Origin of the sequence: Streptomyces sp. NPDC058650 (assembly GCF_042717315.1) — a bacterium.
In the GTDB taxonomy this organism is placed as follows: domain Bacteria; phylum Actinomycetota; class Actinomycetes; order Streptomycetales; family Streptomycetaceae; genus Streptomyces.
Genome location: NZ_JBHXRL010000028.1, coordinates 91,874 through 107,302, shown reverse-complemented (window position 1 = coordinate 107,302; position 15,429 = coordinate 91,874). Strand labels below are relative to the sequence as shown.

Here is a 15,429-nt window from a genome sequence, read left to right as displayed (position 1 = left end):
CCCGGGGGGCCGGGGGGGTGGTTTTGGTTAGGTCTCGGCCCCCATACACCACCTCCGCCCCCCCCCGCGGCCCCGCGGCGGCCCGGGGGGGGGGGGCCCCCCCCGGGGGGGCCCCGCCCCTCTCCGTCGTCGTCCTCCCCCGCCGACGGCGGTTCCCGGGCCGGTACGCGCCTCGGGTCGGAGGGTCTTCCCGGGTCGTGCTCCGGTCGGCTCCGGTCGGCTCCGGTCGGCTCCGGTCGGCTCCGGTCAGCTTCTGTCGGCGTAGCGGGTGCGGACCCACAGGGGCAGGGCGAACCAGCAGATCAGGTACCAGGCGAGGACGCCGGAGACCAGCCAGGGCACGTACGGGTCGTGCGTCGCCACCCGCAGGATGAGGAACAGGGCGGCCGTCAGCGTCGCGAGCAGCAGCAGGATGCCGGTGAAGGTGAGCCGGGAGGCCCAGACGACGGCCTGGGTCTTGACCCGCCGCCCCGACACGATCCGGTGGAAGGAGACGGGGCCGATCAGCGCGCCCGTCGCCAGCGCCCCGAGGACGACCGTGATCAGGTAGATCGTCTTGTCGGTCTGCTCCAGATCGTGGAAGAGCGGGGTGAACACCACCGTGAGGAGAAAGCCGAGAAGGATCTGGACGCCGGTCTGGGCGACCCGTATCTCCTGGAGGAGCTCCTGCCAGCGCCGGTCCGCGCGCTCCTCCTCCGTCTCGCCGCGCCCGTCGTGCCTGCCGGTGCCGGCACCGGTGCCGCTGTCCGGCTCTTGTGCCTTCCCGCCGTGCCGCGCCTCCCTCGGCTCGTCCTCCGGCGTACCGCCGTTTCGTTCGTTCATGAAGATCCTCCTCTGAAGCAGGGGGCAGCAGCGGACGCGCACCACCCGGTCCGGTGGCGCTCCGCCGTATGCCCGGTTGTGGACGGCGCGGACGCCTCGCACCGCGGGCGGCTCGGCGAGTCGCGGGGCGGTGCGGGGCGCGCGCCGGGTCTCGGGGGCACGGCGCGGACGCGCGGCACCCTGGAGCGGGGCCGGCACGGCGGAAGCCCCCGTCGAGCGTGGGGGCTTCCGTCCGGCGCGGCACGGCGCGGAGTCAGGCCCGCGGCGTACCGGCCGTTCGCGGGGGCGCGTGGTGCCGCCACCATCCGCGACGGGCGTTCCCGCCGTCGCCGGGCGGCCGCCCGCGGTCACCGGCGGCGGGACCGTCGGCCCGCCCGTTCAGCCCCTTCTGCCCGTCCCGTCCGTCCCGTCCGCGCGGCGCGTCGGGGGTCATGGCGGGAGCGTTCGTGCGGTTCTCCCCGCTCCGGCCCGAGGCACTGGGGTCCTCGGACGGGACTGCGGCCTCCGGCGGCCGCGACGGCGACGTCACCGGAGGGCGGGGCGGGCGACGGGGCGGGCGGACCGGTGCGGAGGGCTCCGCCGCGGCGGTCCGGCCGGAGTGCGCGGGCGTGGGAACCGTCCCCGCGGGGAGCCCCCGCACGGGGATGCCGTGCAGGGGGATACCCAGCATCGGAATGCCCGGCGTGGGGATCCCGGGGTGCGGCGGCTCGCGCCGATGCCCGTGGGGCCCGGGGGCCGTCCCCGGTCCCGACGGGCCACCGGAGGGGTGGGCGAGGCGGCGAGGCCGGGTCGGTCCCACCGGCGCGGCGCACGGCGCCACACGGACGAGGACTCGGGTCGGGTTCGACATGAGCGCCTCCTGGGTGGGTTCCATGGGCCGACTGTCCGTCACCCTGCTTCCGGTGCCTACTAGTTCGGCTTACCGCTCTTCCCGGGGTCAAACCCCGAGGATGCGGGGAGACCGCTCGGCGGTCCGGCCCACCGGGGCGCGGGCTCGGGGCGCCGGCTCGGGGCGGCATGCGAGCGGCCCGCACCTTCACGGGGTGCGGGCCGCTCGCGGGTGCCGCCGACCCACGGGAAGGGGGGAACCGTGGATCGTCCGGCATGAGCGTGTCCCATCGCTCGACACCCGCATGCCCGCCGACCGGGATCCATGCCACCCGGTCCGGTTTCGCCCGGGGCGGGCCCGGGCGGCTACCCTGCCGCCCGGGGGCGCCGGCGGCTCCGCTCCCCCGGCGCCCGGAGACGACGACGCCGAAAGGAGCGCCCCGTGACCACCACGGCCCGCGCGAGCATCCAGCACGAGGACGACCGGACCCGCGTGACCCGCTGGGACTTCGAACCCGGTCAGTCCACCGGCCGCCACGTCCACGCGTACGACTACGTCGTCGTCCCCGTCACCGACGGGCGGACCCGGGTGATCGGCGCCGGCGGCACGGTCACCGTCTCCGAGCTCCGGGCGGGCGAGTCCTACGCCCGCCCGGCCGGCGGCGAACACGAGGTCGTCAACGCGGGCTCCGCCCCGCTGGCGTTCGTCGAGATCGAGCTGAAGTAGCCCGCCGAAGGACGGCCCCGGGCATGCGACCGCCCCGCATCGGGAGGGGGCCCGAGCGGGGCGGTCGCGAGGCCGTCGGCGCATGGCGTGGAGGGTGGCCGCGGGCCGACGGCAGGGAAAGGGGGTGGTCCTGCGGCGGTGCCGTGGCCCCGCCTACTCGCCCCTCGGGCGGCCACGCCACCCTGCTTCGCCCGACGCGCGGCAGGCACGCGTCCGGCCGCGCCGAGACGCGTGCCTGCCGCGCGTCGGCGCGGCCGGACGGACGGAACGAGGGCGGGTACGTTCTCGGCCGGCGGTCGTCCGCCGACCGGGAGACCGGCTACGCCCCGGGCGGGCGGTCGTCCGATCCACGGTCAACCGGCAGGTACCGGGCGCGCGGTGTCGTCCGTTCCCCGCCGCGATATCCGGTGGCGACGCCTCCCGTCGGCGTGGCACGCTTCCCGCACGCCGAAGGGGTGTAGCTCAGCCGGCCAGAGCGCCGGTCTCCAAAACCGGATGCCGCAGGTTCGACTCCTGTCACCCCTGCCAAGGGCGCGCGGGCGCCGGGTCCTCAGACCGATCCGCGCCAGCCGCCTGTCTGCAGGCCGCCGCGCTCCTCGATGAACGACTTGAACCGCTTGAGGTCGTCGGCCGCCTTGCGCTTGACGAACCCGAGCTTGTCGCCCGCCTGTTCCGTCAGCCCCTCGGGGGCGAAGTCCATCTGGAGCATGACCTTCGTCCGGGTGGCGTCGAGACGGTGGAACGTGACGACGCCCGCCTGGTGGGCCTCGCCCTCGACCGTCGTCCACGCGACGCGTTCGTCCGGGATCTGCTCGGTGATGACGGCGTCGAACTCGCGCCGCACCCCGCCGATCTCTGTGACCCAGTGGGTGAGCGTGTCCGTACGCTGCTCGATCCGTTCCACACCGTCCATGAAGCGCGGGAACGTCTCGAACTGGGTCCACTGGTCGTAGGCGGCGCGCACCGGGACCTCGACCTCGACCGACTCCTCCACCTTGGACATGGCGACACCTTTCTCTCGGACGGGGAGCGACTCCCCGTCGGGGACGTACTGCTGCGCTGTGCGTACCGGGATGGACCGGCGGCCCGTCAGAGGCCGCCCGTGCCTCCCGGGAAGGGCCAGGACGTGCGGTAGTACTGGCCGATCTCCTCGCGGTACTGGCGGTCCGCGAGGTGCTTGTCGGAGACGAACTCGGGCGAGTCCTTCACCTGTTCCTTCGAGAGGGCGAGGTGGAGGGTCTGCTCCTCCAGGTCGACGCGGGTCACCGCCCGCGCCGGGATGAGCACCTCCTTGCCGAAGATCCAGACGCCCGTATCGACGACCAGGTAGGAGTCGTCCACCTCGTCGGAGTGCTTGTCCACCTTGCCGATGTGCCCGTCGGAGGCCTCGACGCGCCACCCGGTGAGGTCGGTACCCGCCAGGTGGCCGGACTCGGTGCCGAAGGACCACAGATGGTCGGTCATCGCTGTCACTCCTTTGTTCGCTGTGTTCGTACAGGGCGCGGCGCCGGACGTGCGGAGCCGCCTCAGAGCAGGCCACGACGGTCGTCGTCGGTGACCGTGGGCGCCACCGGCGGGACCACCACCCGGCGGCGGCGCAGAACGCTGGTGTAGACGGCGGTCCCGAGCAGGCCGACGCCCATCAGGATCAGGCCGACCAGATCGAGGTCGACCGCTGCGAGCTCCCAGTCGGTCGCGAACGTGAGGATGGCGCCGACGGCGATCATGATGATGAACAGTCCCAGACCCATGGTTGGTTGCTCCTCCCCTGCGGGTTGGACAGCGTCCGAGTACCCGGGTCTCCGGGGATCATTCCGCCGTCCTCGGAGACGTTTCGGACCGGGTCCCTCCCGGCCCGTCGGCAGAGGGCCGGCCACACCCCCAGGGAGCCCCCGATACGGGTCCGAGCGAGGCCCGTACATCCGGACGCCACATGGGCGCTGGACCTGCGGCTACGGCGCCCCGTGGCGGTGAAGGTGTTCCGGCCCGCGGACGCCCGCCGGTGAGGCGGCGCCCCCGCCCGGGACGGGGCGGCGGACGGGACCCGGACGAGCGCACCGGCGTCGCCACCCCACACGCGAACGACCGTCTGAGAACCGTTACTTGACGACTCATCAGAATCCTTGGGGTGTGAGACGGCCGCTTGGGGCAACACGGAGTGCCAGGACACGGAAGGAAGGCGGGGGCATTGCCGGAGGCCGGGACCGGAGGCGGTTCGCCGGCCTCCTCCCCGCGTTCCTCCGGTAGGTGGCGCCCTCTCGGGAATCGTCCCGCGCGTTCGACACAGGAGGAGAATCCCATGACCGCACTGCTGGACCGCATCAAGCGATTCGCCCGCAGCCCCCGGGGCCGTGGCGCGGCGGCGTCCCTTCGCCGCGCCGCAGCCGACCCGCGCAGGCGCGCCCAGGCACGCTCCCTGTTCGGCAGGCTGCGCCACCGCTGACGCCTGCCCGCCCGGCCCTCACAGCCGGACCGCCGACGCCCCGCGCGAGGTACCGCGCGGGGCGTCGGTGTGCGTACGGCGCGTGCGCGGCGCGCGCACCACCGCCGCGCGAAGGCGCCGTACGGCCAGGATCGCCGGAGAGGAGCGCCTGCGGGGAAGCGGTGCCGGACATGCCGCCGGCCCGGCGGTGCGGGCCGCGAGGCCGATCGCACCGCCGGGCACGGGAACGGGGGGGCACCCCCGGGCGTCAGGTGGACAACAGGCGCTGGAACAGGGCGCGGTACTGGCAGAGCGCGAGGCGCAGGCTCTCGGTGTCGGCCTCCAGCCCCTGGCTCCACTGCCCCTCCAGGGTGTGCCGGTGCCGGGCGAAGGTGTCCGCCAGGGTCCTCATCACGTCCCCGACGAGGACGTCCGCCGCGTGGACCGCCTGGCGGGGGTCGTCGACGAACCGGCCCTGGACCTCGTGCCAGCGGCGGCGGAACTCCCCTTCCTCGGCCGGGCCGAGCAGATCGGGGATCCCCTCCGCGTCCGCTCCGGCGGCGCCGGTTCGCGCGGCGCGTCCGTTGTCCGGACCCTGCGACCGCTCCTGCGGGGCGGGGGCGGCGTGCCGGGCGTGACCGCCGTGGGCCGCGGGCGCCGGGCCCGGGAGCGCGGAGGGCAGGGGCGGGGTCTGGGACATGGTCGGCGGGTACGCGAGAGGCGTCCTCTGAGCCGGTACCTGCGGGGACGCCGCGGGCGGGGGCGGCGGGCCGCCGGGGCCGCCGGACCGGGACTGATCGTGCCGGGGCCGGCCGGGCTGCGGCTGATCATGCTGCGGCCCGCCCTGTGGGAGCTGGTCGTACCGGGGCCGGTCATACCGGGGCTGGTCGTGCCGGGGCCCACCCTGCTGCGCCGCGCCCTGCTGAGGCTGGTCGGGCCGGGGCGGGGTCGGTTCGACGGTCGGGCTGCCCGGGGCCGCCGAACCGGTCGCGGGGCCCGACGGCGTGGGCGGGACGGAGGACGGGGCCTGGGGCGCGACCTGCCGGCGCCCGTCCGCCTCCTCCACACCGGGCGGCCGCGGCGAGGTCGGTGCGACCGTCGGGCTGGGCTCCGGCGGGCGCACCGCGTCGCCTCCGGTCGTCGCGGGCCCGGGGCGGCCGGGACCGGACCGGCCCTGTTCGGTCCGCGGCTCGGGGCGGTCAGCCGGCTCGGGGCGGCCCTCCGACCGCTCGGGGTACTCGCCCGTCGGGTCCGCGTGGTGTCGTCGACCCGGCGCCCGGGTCGTGCGCTCGGACGTCTCGTGGTGTCGCATTTCTCCTGCCTCCGCGTCAGGACCGGCGGGTGCCGGTCGGCTCGCCGTCGGCGAGCAGGTCGTCGAAGAGGGTGCGGTAGTGCATCATCGCGCCCCTCAGCTGTTCGGTGGTGGCGGCGTTGTGGGTGCTCAACGCGTGGACCTCCAGGGCCGCCCGGTAGTACTCAAGGGCGCGGCCGTGCCGCACCGACAGGTCACGCAGCCGCTGCTCGTAGCCCTCGTCGGGGTAACCCCGGTCGCGCATCAGGGCCGCCACCAGTTCGCCGGCGTCGTGGACGGCGGCCTCGGGCCGGTCCACGAACTCCTCCTGGACGCGCATCCACCGCCGCGCGTACTGCTCCCGCGCCTCACCGGGCACCGGCTTGATCTCCAGGTCGGCGAAGCGGCGTTCGCGGGCGTCCAGTTCCTGCTCCGCCGCCCGTCTGCTGCCGGTCGCCTCGACGGCCCGTTCGTACTCGGGCCCGAAGCGGTCGCGCAGTCGCGATCGCCGCCGGCGGTCCACCGCCACAGCGGCGGCGAACCCGACCACGACGACGGCCGCGACGACGACCAGGACGATTCCGATCGACATCGGTTCTCACCCTTTCGCGTTCACTCTCGGAGTCGCGCTCTTCCGTCCCGGCCCTTCGGGGGCCCGGGACTCATGGAGGTCCGCGTGCCCCTCACCCAGGAAGGCAAACCGGGCACCCAGGACGGGCCGGGCCGGCATGCGGAGGCGAGCGGACATGAGAGCGGGGGCGAGGGCGGAGGTGAGGGCGGGGGTCGGATCCGATCACCCCGCAGGGCAGTAAGTGGAGATATCGGGGCATAAGGACAGCCCACGGGCAGGACGCGCCCAGAGCTCCGGAAGACCCGGCCGTGCGAGACGGAGAGCGAACGATGCGGAAGACCGACGACGCGCATATCACCGATGCCTTCACCCGGGGCGACCTCTCGCCCTCCCGAGCCCGTCGCCTCACCGTGGCCTTCCTGCAAGGTCTCGCGCGGCGCGGCCGGCCCGTGCCGCCCTGCGCGGTGGAGGCCGCCCGGCTCGTCACCAGCGAGCTGGTCACCAACGCCTTCAAGCACGCCCCCGGACCCGTTCTGCTGGAGCTGCGGCTGGAGGGCGGGCTGATCGCCATCACCGTGTGGGACAGCGAGCCGGCCCTACCGGTGGTCGGGGACGCCGACCCGGCCCGCGTCGGTCGGCACGGCCTGGAGGTCGTGACGTCCGTCGCCAGGCACTTCGAGGTGCGGCGGGAGTCCGTCGGCAAGCGGGTGACCGCTCGCATCGCCCTGGACGGCGAGACGACCCCCGAGCGCGCACCGGCGCATGAGGGGAGGGTCAGCGAGGTCCGCCGGTGACCGGCGGCGAAGGGCGGTGCCTGTGGACGGTGACACCCTGGGCGCGGTCCTGGCGGACGTGCCGGCCGCGTCCCAACGGCTCGCGCCCCGCGCGATCCCCCTGCTCGTGGCGGACGCCGGGCGGCGGCTGGGGCTGACCGGGGCCCGGGTCTACGGGGCCGACCTACCGCAGCAGGGTCTGGTGGCGCTCCCGACCCCTGAGCAGGCGTCCCGACTCACGGCCGACGACGGAACTGCGGACCTGGAGACGCTGCCGGTCGACAACTCGCTCGCGGGACACGCGTACCGTACCGAGTCGGTGCGGCTGAGCCGGCCGGACTCCGGCGGCGGGGAGCGTACGGGGTGGATCCCGGTCGTGGACGGCATCGGCCGGATGGCGTCCTGCGGGTCACCACCCCGGAAATCGACGCGTCACTCCTGCACCGGTGCGAGGCCCTCGCCGGGCTGGCCGCCATGATCCTGGCCACCCAGCAGCCGTTCGGCGACGTCCTGGCGCGGACCGTGCGCACCCGGTCGATGGGCTTGCGGGCGGAGCTGCTGTGGGCCTTCATGCCGCCGCGCACCATCGGCACGGCGGCGGTGACTCCAGCGCCGTCCTGGAATCCGCGTACGACGTCGGCGGGGACGCGTACGACCACGGCCTGGCGGGAGACGTACGGCATCTGATGCTGCCCGACGCCAGGGCCACGACCTCGCGTCCGGCGGCTGCAGCGCCGCGGCGCTGGCGCCTATCGCTCCACCCGGCGCGCCGACGGCGGCCTCGACGACATCGCGGTGGGGATCGACCACATCCTGGACCACTGGATCCCGGAACGGTTGCTGACCTGCGTGATCGGCGACCTCGACACCGCCACCGGCCGACGGGGGTGGATCAACGCGGCCACCCCGCCCCGCTGCTGATCCGCGACCGGCGCATCGTGACCGGCGCACTCAACAGCCCCCCCCCATCCGCCCCTCGGACTGACCGGCTACGGCGTCGGTCCCCCACCCGTCCATACGGCCCAACTGCAGCCCGGCGCCGGCTGCGGCTCTTCACCGACGGCGTCACCGAAGCGCGCCCCGCCACCGGCGAGCTGTTCGGCGAGCGGCGCCTGGCCGACATCTCGTCCGCGCCCTGCCCGAGGGTCTTCCCCGGCCCGAGGCGCTGCGGGCGCCTGATCCAGCACATCCGTCAGCCGTCGTGCCTCCGCGTCTGCTCCTCGCGGCCTATCCCGGGGCGCTGGCTCTTGGCGGCGTGACCGCCGGCGCCCTTCCGGTCGGTGGCCTCGCGGCCGGCGGTTCCGCGGCGCTCGCCGGCGTCGCGCCCGCCTCCGGAGGGCCCCCCGGAGGACACGGCCTCGTCGGCCTCCCTCCGGGCCTCCTCGTCGCCGCTCTCCCCCACCGCGTCGGCAGGCGTGGTGCGCGGCCGACTACCGCGGCCCTCGTCCGTCCTGCGCTGCTTCTTCTCACCCATGGCGTCTCCTCAGCTCAATCGCGGAACGTACGCGTCCCTCCTCATCGCTCCGGCCCATCCTCCGGGGCGGACCAGGAATCCCGCCTCGCCTCCGCGGCCGGCGGCTGGGCGACAGGGGCGTTCCGCCGTCTGCGGGCGACACGCCGGGAACCCCACCAGAACGCGGCGAGCAGCACGACCACCACCACCACTCCCACCAGGATCAGGAGCAGCGAGGACGATCCGGACGCGGCGAGTCCGGAGGCGGTAACTAGGGAGAGTGACATGAATCTACCTTCCTGACGGGACGAAAACAGGGCAAACCGTGATGCTGGCGCTGCTACCCCGGCATCGGCGAAGCAATCACGGCGCGCACCGTGCCGGAGGAGAGTCCGCCCGCGCTCCCCCGTTCCTGACCGGGTCGGCGACGAGGCGAAGCGGCCATGACCGTGGTGCCGCGGAGTGGAAGCGGCGTCGGCAGGAACAGCGGCGCGGTAACGAGTCCCCGAGTCGCTCCCCGGCCGGCAGGTCGCCCTCGTGGACCTCCTCGACCGGCTCCTGGCCGGTGGCGTCGTCATCACCGGCGACCTTGTCCTGTCCATCGCCGACAGTCCCCTGGCCCGGGCCTTCCGGCTCCTCCAGGCTCCTCACGAGGAGTCCGCGGCGGGGGCCCCGGCCCACCGCGTACGCACCGATCCCGAGGCCGTCGGCGACGATCTCCTCAAGCACGTGCTCACGTGCTCACGGTCGTCGAACTCCTGCGGCACCCCATCGAAGCGCCAGGCCCTCCCCCGCGTCGGCGCGGGGGACCTGACCGAGGAACAGGAGGAGGAACTCGGCGCCACCCTCCTCGCCCCGCACGCGCGCATGACCGAACTGTGCGAGGAGCACGGCTACACCCTCGAAGAGCTCAACCTGGACCTCGGCCCGCTCGGCACACTGCTGCCCCCGACCGCTGAGGAGCGGTCGGGGGCAGCAGCGGGGCGGCCGACAAGGAGCGGAGGGGTGCCGGGCCCGCGGACGGCGTCACCTGCGCCGGGCGAAGAGCCGGTAGAGCCCCAGGAGGATGAGCGATCCGACGATGGCGGCGATCCAGGTGGACAGCTCGAAGAACCCGTCGACGGAGTCCACCCCGAAGATGACCTTGCCCAGCCAACCGCCGAGCACGGCGCCGACGATGCCGATGATCGTGGTGATGATGAAGCCGCCCGGGTCCCTTCCGGGCATCAACATCTTGGCGATGATGCCCGCGAGAAGCCCGAGGATTATCCAGGCGATGATTCCCATGATTCATTCCGTCCCGTGTCGTGAATCCTGCTGTATTCGTACCGGCCCGCTCCGGAACCCTGCAGCCTGCGCCGGACCGCCGTCGGCAGCGCGGCGTGGAATACCGCCCGGAACGACGTCCCGGACGCTCCAGGCCATCAGGCGGAGCTCCCGTTTCGCCCCGCGCACGACACCTCGGCGAACGAGGGCCCCGGAGTCCGTCGGGCCCACGCACGACGCCTTCTCCAGCGACCGTGGCGGCGCGATCCGAATGTCACGGCCCTCTCCTCCCGGTCACCGAACGGCGGGCGGTGGTAGCGAAAAGTCGATTTCGATTGCTTGCGTCTTCCGCAAGTGCTTCTACGCCATCGGCGCGCATTCAAACATGGCGATCCGTATCGAATTCCGGGCCGATCGGCGGCACGCGCTCGGCCGGGGGCGGCGGCCCGGGCGGGGTGCCGTCGCCGAACGGCCGGCCGCCGAGTTCCTCCCGGTAGTGCGGCGCGAGCCAGCCGCGGACGTCCGGGCCCCGGGGGACGATCCCGGTCGGATTGATGTCGTGATGGACGACGTAGTAATGCGCCTTGATCTGCGCGAAGTCGATCGTGTCCCCGAAGCCGGGCGTCTGGAACAGGTCCCGCGCGTAGGCCCAGAGGGCCGGCAGTTCGCTCAGCTGGTGCCGGTTGCACTTGAAGTGGCCGTGGTAGACGGCGTCGAAGCGCACGAGGGTCGGGAACAGGCGGACGTCGGCCTCGGTGAGGGTGTCGCCGACCAGATAGCGCCGGCGTCCGAGCCGCTCCTCCAGCCAGTCCAGCCGTTCCCACAGCCTTCGGTACGCCCGGTCGTACGCCGCCTGGTCACCGGCGAAGCCGCACTGGTAGACGCCGTTGTTGACGTCCCGGTACACCTGGCCGGCCACGTCGTCGATCTCGTCGCGCCACCTCTCCGGATACAGCTCCGGCGCCCCGTCCCGCTGATGGGCCGTCCACTCGCCGCCCAGGTCGAGCGTGATCCGCTCGAAATCGTTGGTCACCACCCGGCCGGTCGGGACGTCGACGATCGCGGGCACGGTGATGCCCTTCGCGTAGCCGGGTTCGCGCGCCACGTACGCCTCCCTCAGCCACTCGATCCCGAGGACCGGATCCCGGCCTCCGGGGTCGAGGTGGAAGCACCAGCTCCGCTCGTCGTGCAGGGGTCCGGCGATCCCCATCGGGAGCACGCCTTCCAGTCCCATCAGACGCCGCACGATCGCGCTCCGGTTCGCCCACGGGCAGGCGCGGGCGATGATCAGGCGGTAACGCCCGGGCTCCACCGGATAACCGTCCCGTCCGTCGGCCGTGATCCGGGTCGTGATGTACGTGCGGTCGCGCTCGTACGAGCCGTCACCGGTCATCGTTCCGCACCCTCCTCCTCGTGTGCGGGGCTCCTGCCCGCCACGGCACCGCCCAGCCGCCGGCGGAACCGGCCGGACCCTCCGTCCGGGCCGGCGGGGTCAGTCGGCCGGTGACCAGCAGGTGATCACCCTTCCGCTGCCGGGGGTCAGCCGCTCCCAGCCGCCGGGCAGCTCGATCACCACCACTCCCGAGGTCGGGAAGCCCGCCCTCACCCGCCGCAGCAGGTCCGGAGGGCCGCTCCCGCACAGGCCGGCGGCCAGCTCGTGGATCCCCGGGTTGTGGCCGACGAGGACCACGGCACGAAGGCCCGGGCCCCGCTCCGCCAGTACGGAGACCAGCTTGCTCGGCGGCGCGTTGTAGAGGCGCTCGTCGTAGACGACGGGCGGCGGGTCCCCCAGCGCGGGGGCCGCGAGCCGCCAGGTCTGGCGGGTCCGGCGCGACGGAGAGCAGAGCACGACGTCGGGCCTGGGACCGGAGTCCGCGAGCCAGTGGCCGGTCCGAGGCGCGTCGCCCCTGCCCCGCTTGCTCAGCTCGCGGTCGAAGTCGTCGATCCGCCGGTCCTTGCGCACGGCCTTCGCGTGGCGCACCAGCAGCAGCCGGAACCCGGCCGCACCGTCGCCGCCCGGTGACGCCCGCCGGGATCCGGACTCCAGGGGCATGGCGTCTCCTTTCCGCGCGCGTACGGCTCCGGGTCGTTCCGGAAGGTGCGCCTACCCCGTCTCGGTGGCCCCACGCACCGGCGCGGCGGCGCCGCGCTTGGCGCAGCCGCAGTCCGTGTCGGCATGGGCCTGGTTCGCGCCGCAGGGCGCGACGTCAGGTTCGAAAGGGCTCAGTGGCCCAATGAGTCGGTCTGATCACGCCAGAAGCCCAGGTCGGAAACCCGAACACGGCGACCGGGACGCCGGACCTCGGCTCGTGCCGGCTGAAGGCGCCGCCCCGGACACCTGGCGGCTCGTCGAGCTTGTGTCCGGACCCCTGGGCAGCCGACTTCCCGTCAGAGGCCAGTTCACGCCACCCAAAGCGCGTCTTTGAGGCTCTCTTCAGGGCGGAACCTTGAGTTAACCCTGCAAACGATTTTGCAGGGTTATTGTGTTTCTTGACTGATCGTTGACCAAGCATTTGCACGCTCTAGAGACGTGGACTGCCTGGAGGGAGGCTTATGTTCCGAGGTGTGACGGCCCGAACCCTGGTGTCGATCCTCGCCTCCGTCCTGCTCGGCCTCCAGGTCTTCGCGCCCACCCCATCCTTCGCGTCCGCGCACACAGCGCATCACGCCATGGCCGAGAGTCAGCCCGGAATCAAGCCCTCCGGGCAGGCGCCGCGCGAAGAGATCGCCGCCTGCCGGGACGCCGGCCACTACGGGGACCCGACCGGTCCCCTACGCGCCCGCGACCGGTACCGCACCGCCGCCGACTCCGCACCCGGGGCACTCGACCGTCCATATCTGAGGCAGACCTCGAAGGCCGGCGAGCCGGGCACACCCCGTACCGCGCCCCGTCGCACGTCGAGATCCTCAACGGCCCACTCCCCGGCGGCACTTCAGACCTTCCGCTGCTGATCAGCGGAGCAGCCCCCCACGCCAAACCGTCCTGCCCGTCCGACGCGCCCCCACGGCGCGCCAGGAGGAATCGTCACGTCATGCAGCCCCTCATCGACAACGCCCGTATGTTCGGACAGAGCCCTGAGGAGTTCGCCAAGCTGGCCGAAGGCCAGTCGCCCGAGGTTCTGTTCATCACCTGCTCCGACTCCCGGGTCGTGCCTGCCCTGATCACCGGCGCCCGCCCCGGACAGCTCTTCGAGCTGCGTACCGCGGGCAACATCGTTCCCCCGTACGCCTCCGGCACCCCCACCGGCGAGGCGGCCACGATCGAGTACGCCGTGGAAGTCCTCGGCGTCAAGGACATCGTGGTCTGCGGGCACTCCCATTGCGGGGCCGTGGGCGCCATAGTGCGCGGCGACGACCTGACCGCCGTACCGGCCGTACGGGACTGGCTCGCGCACGCCGCGGACGAGCCCGAGTGTTCCGATCCCGCCGACCCGACGGTCGCCGAGGCCGTGCGGAACCACGTCCTGACCCAGATGCTGCGCCTGCGCTCCTACCCGTGCGTCGAGAAGCGGCTGACGGAGGGGCGCCTCCGCCTGCGCGGCTGGTACTACGAGGTGGGCACCGGCGCCGTGCGCGAACACCGCATGGAGACCGACTCGTTCGAGGCGCTGTGAGGAGCGCCATGTCTCTGACGCGCAAATTCCCCCATCTGCGCAAGGATTTCCTCGCCTCCATCGTCGTCTTCCTCGTCGCCGTGCCGTTGTGCGTCGGCGTGGCGGTCGCCTCCGGTGTCCCGGCCGAGCTCGGGCTCGTCACCGGCATCGTGGGCGGGCTCGTCACCGGGCTCATGCCCGGCAGCAGCTTTCAGGTCTCGGGTCCGGCCGCCGGCCTGACCGTGATCGTCTTCGAGGCGGTCAGCGAGTTCGGGGTGGGCACGCTCGGTGTGATCGTGCTGGTCGCCGGTCTGCTCCAGCTCGCCATGGGCTTCTTCAAGGTCGGCCGCTGGTTCCGGGCGATCTCCGTCTCCGTCGTCGAGGGCATGCTCTGCGGCATCGGCCTGGTGATCATCGCCGGCCAGATCTACGCGGCGGCGGGGCTGAAGGCCCCGGGGACCGGCGTCGGCAAGATCGTGGGCCTGCCCCGGGCGTTCGCCGACGCGCTCGGGAGCACCGAGGCCCTGGCCTCGCTCGCGATCGGCGCGGGCACCATCGCCGTCATCGTGCTGTGGAAGAAGCTGCCGAAGCGGGTGCGGTCCGTGCCCGGCGCCCTCGCCGCGGTGGTGCTGGCGACGGTCGCCTCGCTCGGCCTCGGCCTGCCGGTCGCCACGGTCGAGGTGGAGGGCCTGCTCGGCGTCGTCCAGCCGCCCGGCTCGGATGCCTTCGCCGAGCTGGGCAGCCCCGCCATCTGGGGAACGATCATCGCGTTCGCGCTGATCGCCTCGGCCGAGAGCCTGTTCAGCGCGGCCGCCGTGGACCGGCTGCACGACGGCCCGCGCACCCACTACGACAAGGAAATGCTCGCCCAGGGCACGGGCAACGCGGTCTGCGGCCTGCTCGGCGCGCTGCCGATGACCGCGGTGATCGTACGCAGCTCCGCCAACGTCGAGGCCGGCGCCAGGACCAAGGCGTCGCGGGTGCTGCACGGCGTGTGGCTGCTGCTGTTCGCCGCCGCGCTGCCGTTCGCCCTGGCGCTGATCCCGCTGCCGGCCCTCGCCGGCATCCTCGTGCACGCGGGCTGGAAGCTGATCCCGTTCCGCCAGATCGCGGGGCTGTGGCGGGGGCACAAGGGTGAAGCGGTGATCCTCGTGGTCACGGCCGTGGCCATCGTCGTGGTGAACATGTTCGAGGGCGTCCTGATCGGCCTCGCCCTGGCGATCGTCAAGACCGCCTGGGAGGCCTCGCACGTCAAGCTGGAGGTCATCGACAAGGGCGCCGACCCCATCCGGGCGTACCTGGCGGGCAACGCGACCTTCCTCCGCCTGCCGAAGATCCTCGACAGCCTGGAGTCACTCCCCCAGGACCGCCCGGTCGAGCTGGACCTGTCGGGACTACACCACCTCGACCACGCCTGCCGCACGGCGCTGGAGAGCTGGGCCGAACGGCACAGCGCGACCGGCATCGAACCGGTCAAGCTCACCATCGCCGCCTGAGCGGGCGATCGCTGAGCCGTCCGGTTCCTGCTCCCCACTCGGTCCACCCGGTCCTTCCGATCCGGCTGATCCGCGGCCACTCCCGGCCGGGGCCCACCACGGCCCCGGCCGGGCACCGGGCTCGGCAGCCTCGACGACCTCCTCGTGCGCCTCATGGGGCCCCAGAGGGTCTGACGACTTCCGAAGG

General features: G+C 73.4%; 20 protein-coding genes, 1 tRNA gene and 1 pseudogene. 11 read left to right on the top strand and 11 right to left on the bottom strand.

Going from position 1 to position 15,429, the window contains the following annotated elements; translation table 11 throughout:
• Positions 1 to 246 precede the first annotated feature (246 nt).
• Positions 247 to 822, bottom strand: coding sequence for a DUF6328 family protein (locus tag ACFWWU_RS34195; protein WP_384152019.1), 576 nt, complete (start codon positions 820 to 822; stop codon positions 247 to 249).
• 1,270 nt (positions 823 to 2,092) lie between these two features.
• Here ACFWWU_RS34195 and ACFWWU_RS34190 point away from each other — a divergent pair.
• Positions 2,093 to 2,377, top strand: coding sequence for a cupin domain-containing protein (locus ACFWWU_RS34190; RefSeq protein ID WP_384152016.1), 285 nt, complete (start codon positions 2,093 to 2,095; stop codon positions 2,375 to 2,377).
• 451 nt (positions 2,378 to 2,828) lie between these two features.
• Positions 2,829 to 2,905 (top strand) — tRNA-Trp (locus tag ACFWWU_RS34185).
• A 22-nt stretch (positions 2,906 to 2,927) separates the two neighbouring features.
• Here ACFWWU_RS34185 and ACFWWU_RS34180 read toward each other — a convergent pair.
• The 3 genes from ACFWWU_RS34180 to ACFWWU_RS34170 all read right to left on the bottom strand — a co-directional run bounded on the left by ACFWWU_RS34180 (position 2,928) and on the right by ACFWWU_RS34170 (position 4,128).
• Positions 2,928 to 3,380, bottom strand: coding sequence for an SRPBCC family protein (locus tag ACFWWU_RS34180; RefSeq protein ID WP_384152013.1), 453 nt, complete (start codon positions 3,378 to 3,380; stop codon positions 2,928 to 2,930).
• 86 nt (positions 3,381 to 3,466) lie between these two features.
• Positions 3,467 to 3,841 (bottom strand): PRC-barrel domain containing protein, encoded by a 375-nt coding sequence (locus tag ACFWWU_RS34175; RefSeq protein WP_384152010.1) that lies wholly within the window; start codon positions 3,839 to 3,841, stop codon positions 3,467 to 3,469.
• Between the two features lie 62 nt (positions 3,842 to 3,903).
• Positions 3,904 to 4,128, bottom strand: a complete 225-nt coding sequence (locus tag ACFWWU_RS34170; protein ID WP_384152007.1) for a DUF6458 family protein — start codon at positions 4,126 to 4,128, stop codon at positions 3,904 to 3,906.
• A gap of 548 nt (positions 4,129 to 4,676) precedes the next feature.
• Between ACFWWU_RS34170 and ACFWWU_RS34165 the strand changes: the two genes are divergently transcribed.
• Positions 4,677 to 4,820, top strand: coding sequence for a hypothetical protein (locus ACFWWU_RS34165; RefSeq protein WP_384152004.1), 144 nt, complete (start codon positions 4,677 to 4,679; stop codon positions 4,818 to 4,820).
• 247 nt (positions 4,821 to 5,067) lie between these two features.
• Here ACFWWU_RS34165 and ACFWWU_RS34160 read toward each other — a convergent pair whose 3' ends face one another.
• Together ACFWWU_RS34160 and ACFWWU_RS34155 are read right to left on the bottom strand one after the other, a co-directional pair.
• Positions 5,068 to 5,499 (bottom strand): hypothetical protein, encoded by a 432-nt coding sequence (locus tag ACFWWU_RS34160; RefSeq protein ID WP_384152001.1) that lies wholly within the window; start codon positions 5,497 to 5,499, stop codon positions 5,068 to 5,070.
• Between the two features lie 628 nt (positions 5,500 to 6,127).
• Positions 6,128 to 6,682: a hypothetical protein gene (locus ACFWWU_RS34155; RefSeq protein ID WP_384151998.1), complete on the bottom strand. Its 555-nt coding sequence runs from the start codon at positions 6,680 to 6,682 to the stop codon at positions 6,128 to 6,130.
• A gap of 308 nt (positions 6,683 to 6,990) precedes the next feature.
• Between ACFWWU_RS34155 and ACFWWU_RS34150 the strand changes: the two genes are divergently transcribed.
• From ACFWWU_RS34150 to ACFWWU_RS34135, 4 genes are all read left to right on the top strand, one after another.
• On the top strand, positions 6,991 to 7,455 hold the full coding sequence (locus ACFWWU_RS34150) for an ATP-binding protein (protein WP_384151995.1): 465 nt from the start codon (positions 6,991 to 6,993) through the stop codon (positions 7,453 to 7,455).
• Between the two features lie 22 nt (positions 7,456 to 7,477).
• Positions 7,478 to 7,912, top strand: coding sequence for a hypothetical protein (locus ACFWWU_RS34145; RefSeq protein ID WP_384151992.1), 435 nt, complete (start codon positions 7,478 to 7,480; stop codon positions 7,910 to 7,912).
• Positions 7,909 to 8,121 (top strand): hypothetical protein, encoded by a 213-nt coding sequence (locus ACFWWU_RS34140; RefSeq protein ID WP_384151989.1) that lies wholly within the window; start codon positions 7,909 to 7,911, stop codon positions 8,119 to 8,121. Before ACFWWU_RS34145 ends, ACFWWU_RS34140 begins: the two co-directional genes overlap by 4 nt.
• 108 nt (positions 8,122 to 8,229) lie before the next feature.
• Entirely contained in the window at positions 8,230 to 8,355 is a 126-nt protein-coding gene (locus ACFWWU_RS34135; RefSeq protein WP_384151986.1) for a hypothetical protein, read from the top strand.
• A 271-nt stretch (positions 8,356 to 8,626) separates the two neighbouring features.
• Here the strand turns inward: ACFWWU_RS34135 and ACFWWU_RS34130 are convergent, their stop codons facing one another.
• Both ACFWWU_RS34130 and ACFWWU_RS34125 read right to left on the bottom strand, forming a co-directional pair.
• Positions 8,627 to 8,908, bottom strand: coding sequence for a hypothetical protein (locus tag ACFWWU_RS34130; RefSeq protein WP_384151983.1), 282 nt, complete (start codon positions 8,906 to 8,908; stop codon positions 8,627 to 8,629).
• Between the two features lie 41 nt (positions 8,909 to 8,949).
• Positions 8,950 to 9,174 carry a DUF6479 family protein gene (locus tag ACFWWU_RS34125; protein ID WP_384151980.1) on the bottom strand — a complete coding sequence of 75 codons (225 nt, stop codon included), beginning with the start codon at positions 9,172 to 9,174 and terminating at the stop codon, positions 8,950 to 8,952.
• A 250-nt stretch (positions 9,175 to 9,424) separates the two neighbouring features.
• Here ACFWWU_RS34125 and gvpJ point away from each other — a divergent pair.
• Positions 9,425 to 9,820, top strand: a pseudogene (gvpJ, locus tag ACFWWU_RS34120) (gas vesicle protein GvpJ); the annotation flags it as partial.
• 93 nt (positions 9,821 to 9,913) lie between these two features.
• Here the strand turns inward: gvpJ and ACFWWU_RS34115 are convergent.
• The 3 genes from ACFWWU_RS34115 to ACFWWU_RS34105 form a co-directional block, all read right to left on the bottom strand.
• A complete protein-coding gene (locus ACFWWU_RS34115; RefSeq protein ID WP_384151977.1) occupies positions 9,914 to 10,174 on the bottom strand; it encodes a GlsB/YeaQ/YmgE family stress response membrane protein in 261 nt (86 codons plus the stop codon).
• A 358-nt stretch (positions 10,175 to 10,532) separates the two neighbouring features.
• Positions 10,533 to 11,546: a glutathione S-transferase family protein gene (locus ACFWWU_RS34110; RefSeq protein WP_384151974.1), complete on the bottom strand. Its 1,014-nt coding sequence runs from the start codon at positions 11,544 to 11,546 to the stop codon at positions 10,533 to 10,535.
• Between the two features lie 99 nt (positions 11,547 to 11,645).
• Positions 11,646 to 12,206, bottom strand: coding sequence for a SixA phosphatase family protein (locus tag ACFWWU_RS34105; protein WP_384151971.1), 561 nt, complete (start codon positions 12,204 to 12,206; stop codon positions 11,646 to 11,648).
• A gap of 512 nt (positions 12,207 to 12,718) precedes the next feature.
• Between ACFWWU_RS34105 and ACFWWU_RS34100 the strand changes: the two genes are divergently transcribed.
• The 3 genes from ACFWWU_RS34100 to ACFWWU_RS34090 all read left to right on the top strand — a co-directional run bounded on the left by ACFWWU_RS34100 (position 12,719) and on the right by ACFWWU_RS34090 (position 15,242).
• Positions 12,719 to 13,105, top strand: coding sequence for a hypothetical protein (locus ACFWWU_RS34100; RefSeq protein ID WP_384151968.1), 387 nt, complete (start codon positions 12,719 to 12,721; stop codon positions 13,103 to 13,105).
• An 80-nt stretch (positions 13,106 to 13,185) separates the two neighbouring features.
• The gene (locus ACFWWU_RS34095; protein ID WP_384151965.1) at positions 13,186 to 13,767 is read left to right on the top strand and encodes a carbonic anhydrase; all 582 of its coding nucleotides are present in this window, start codon (positions 13,186 to 13,188) and stop codon (positions 13,765 to 13,767) included.
• An 8-nt stretch (positions 13,768 to 13,775) separates the two neighbouring features.
• Positions 13,776 to 15,242: a SulP family inorganic anion transporter gene (locus ACFWWU_RS34090; RefSeq protein WP_384151962.1), complete on the top strand. Its 1,467-nt coding sequence runs from the start codon at positions 13,776 to 13,778 to the stop codon at positions 15,240 to 15,242.
• Positions 15,243 to 15,429: the final 187 nt, after the last annotated feature.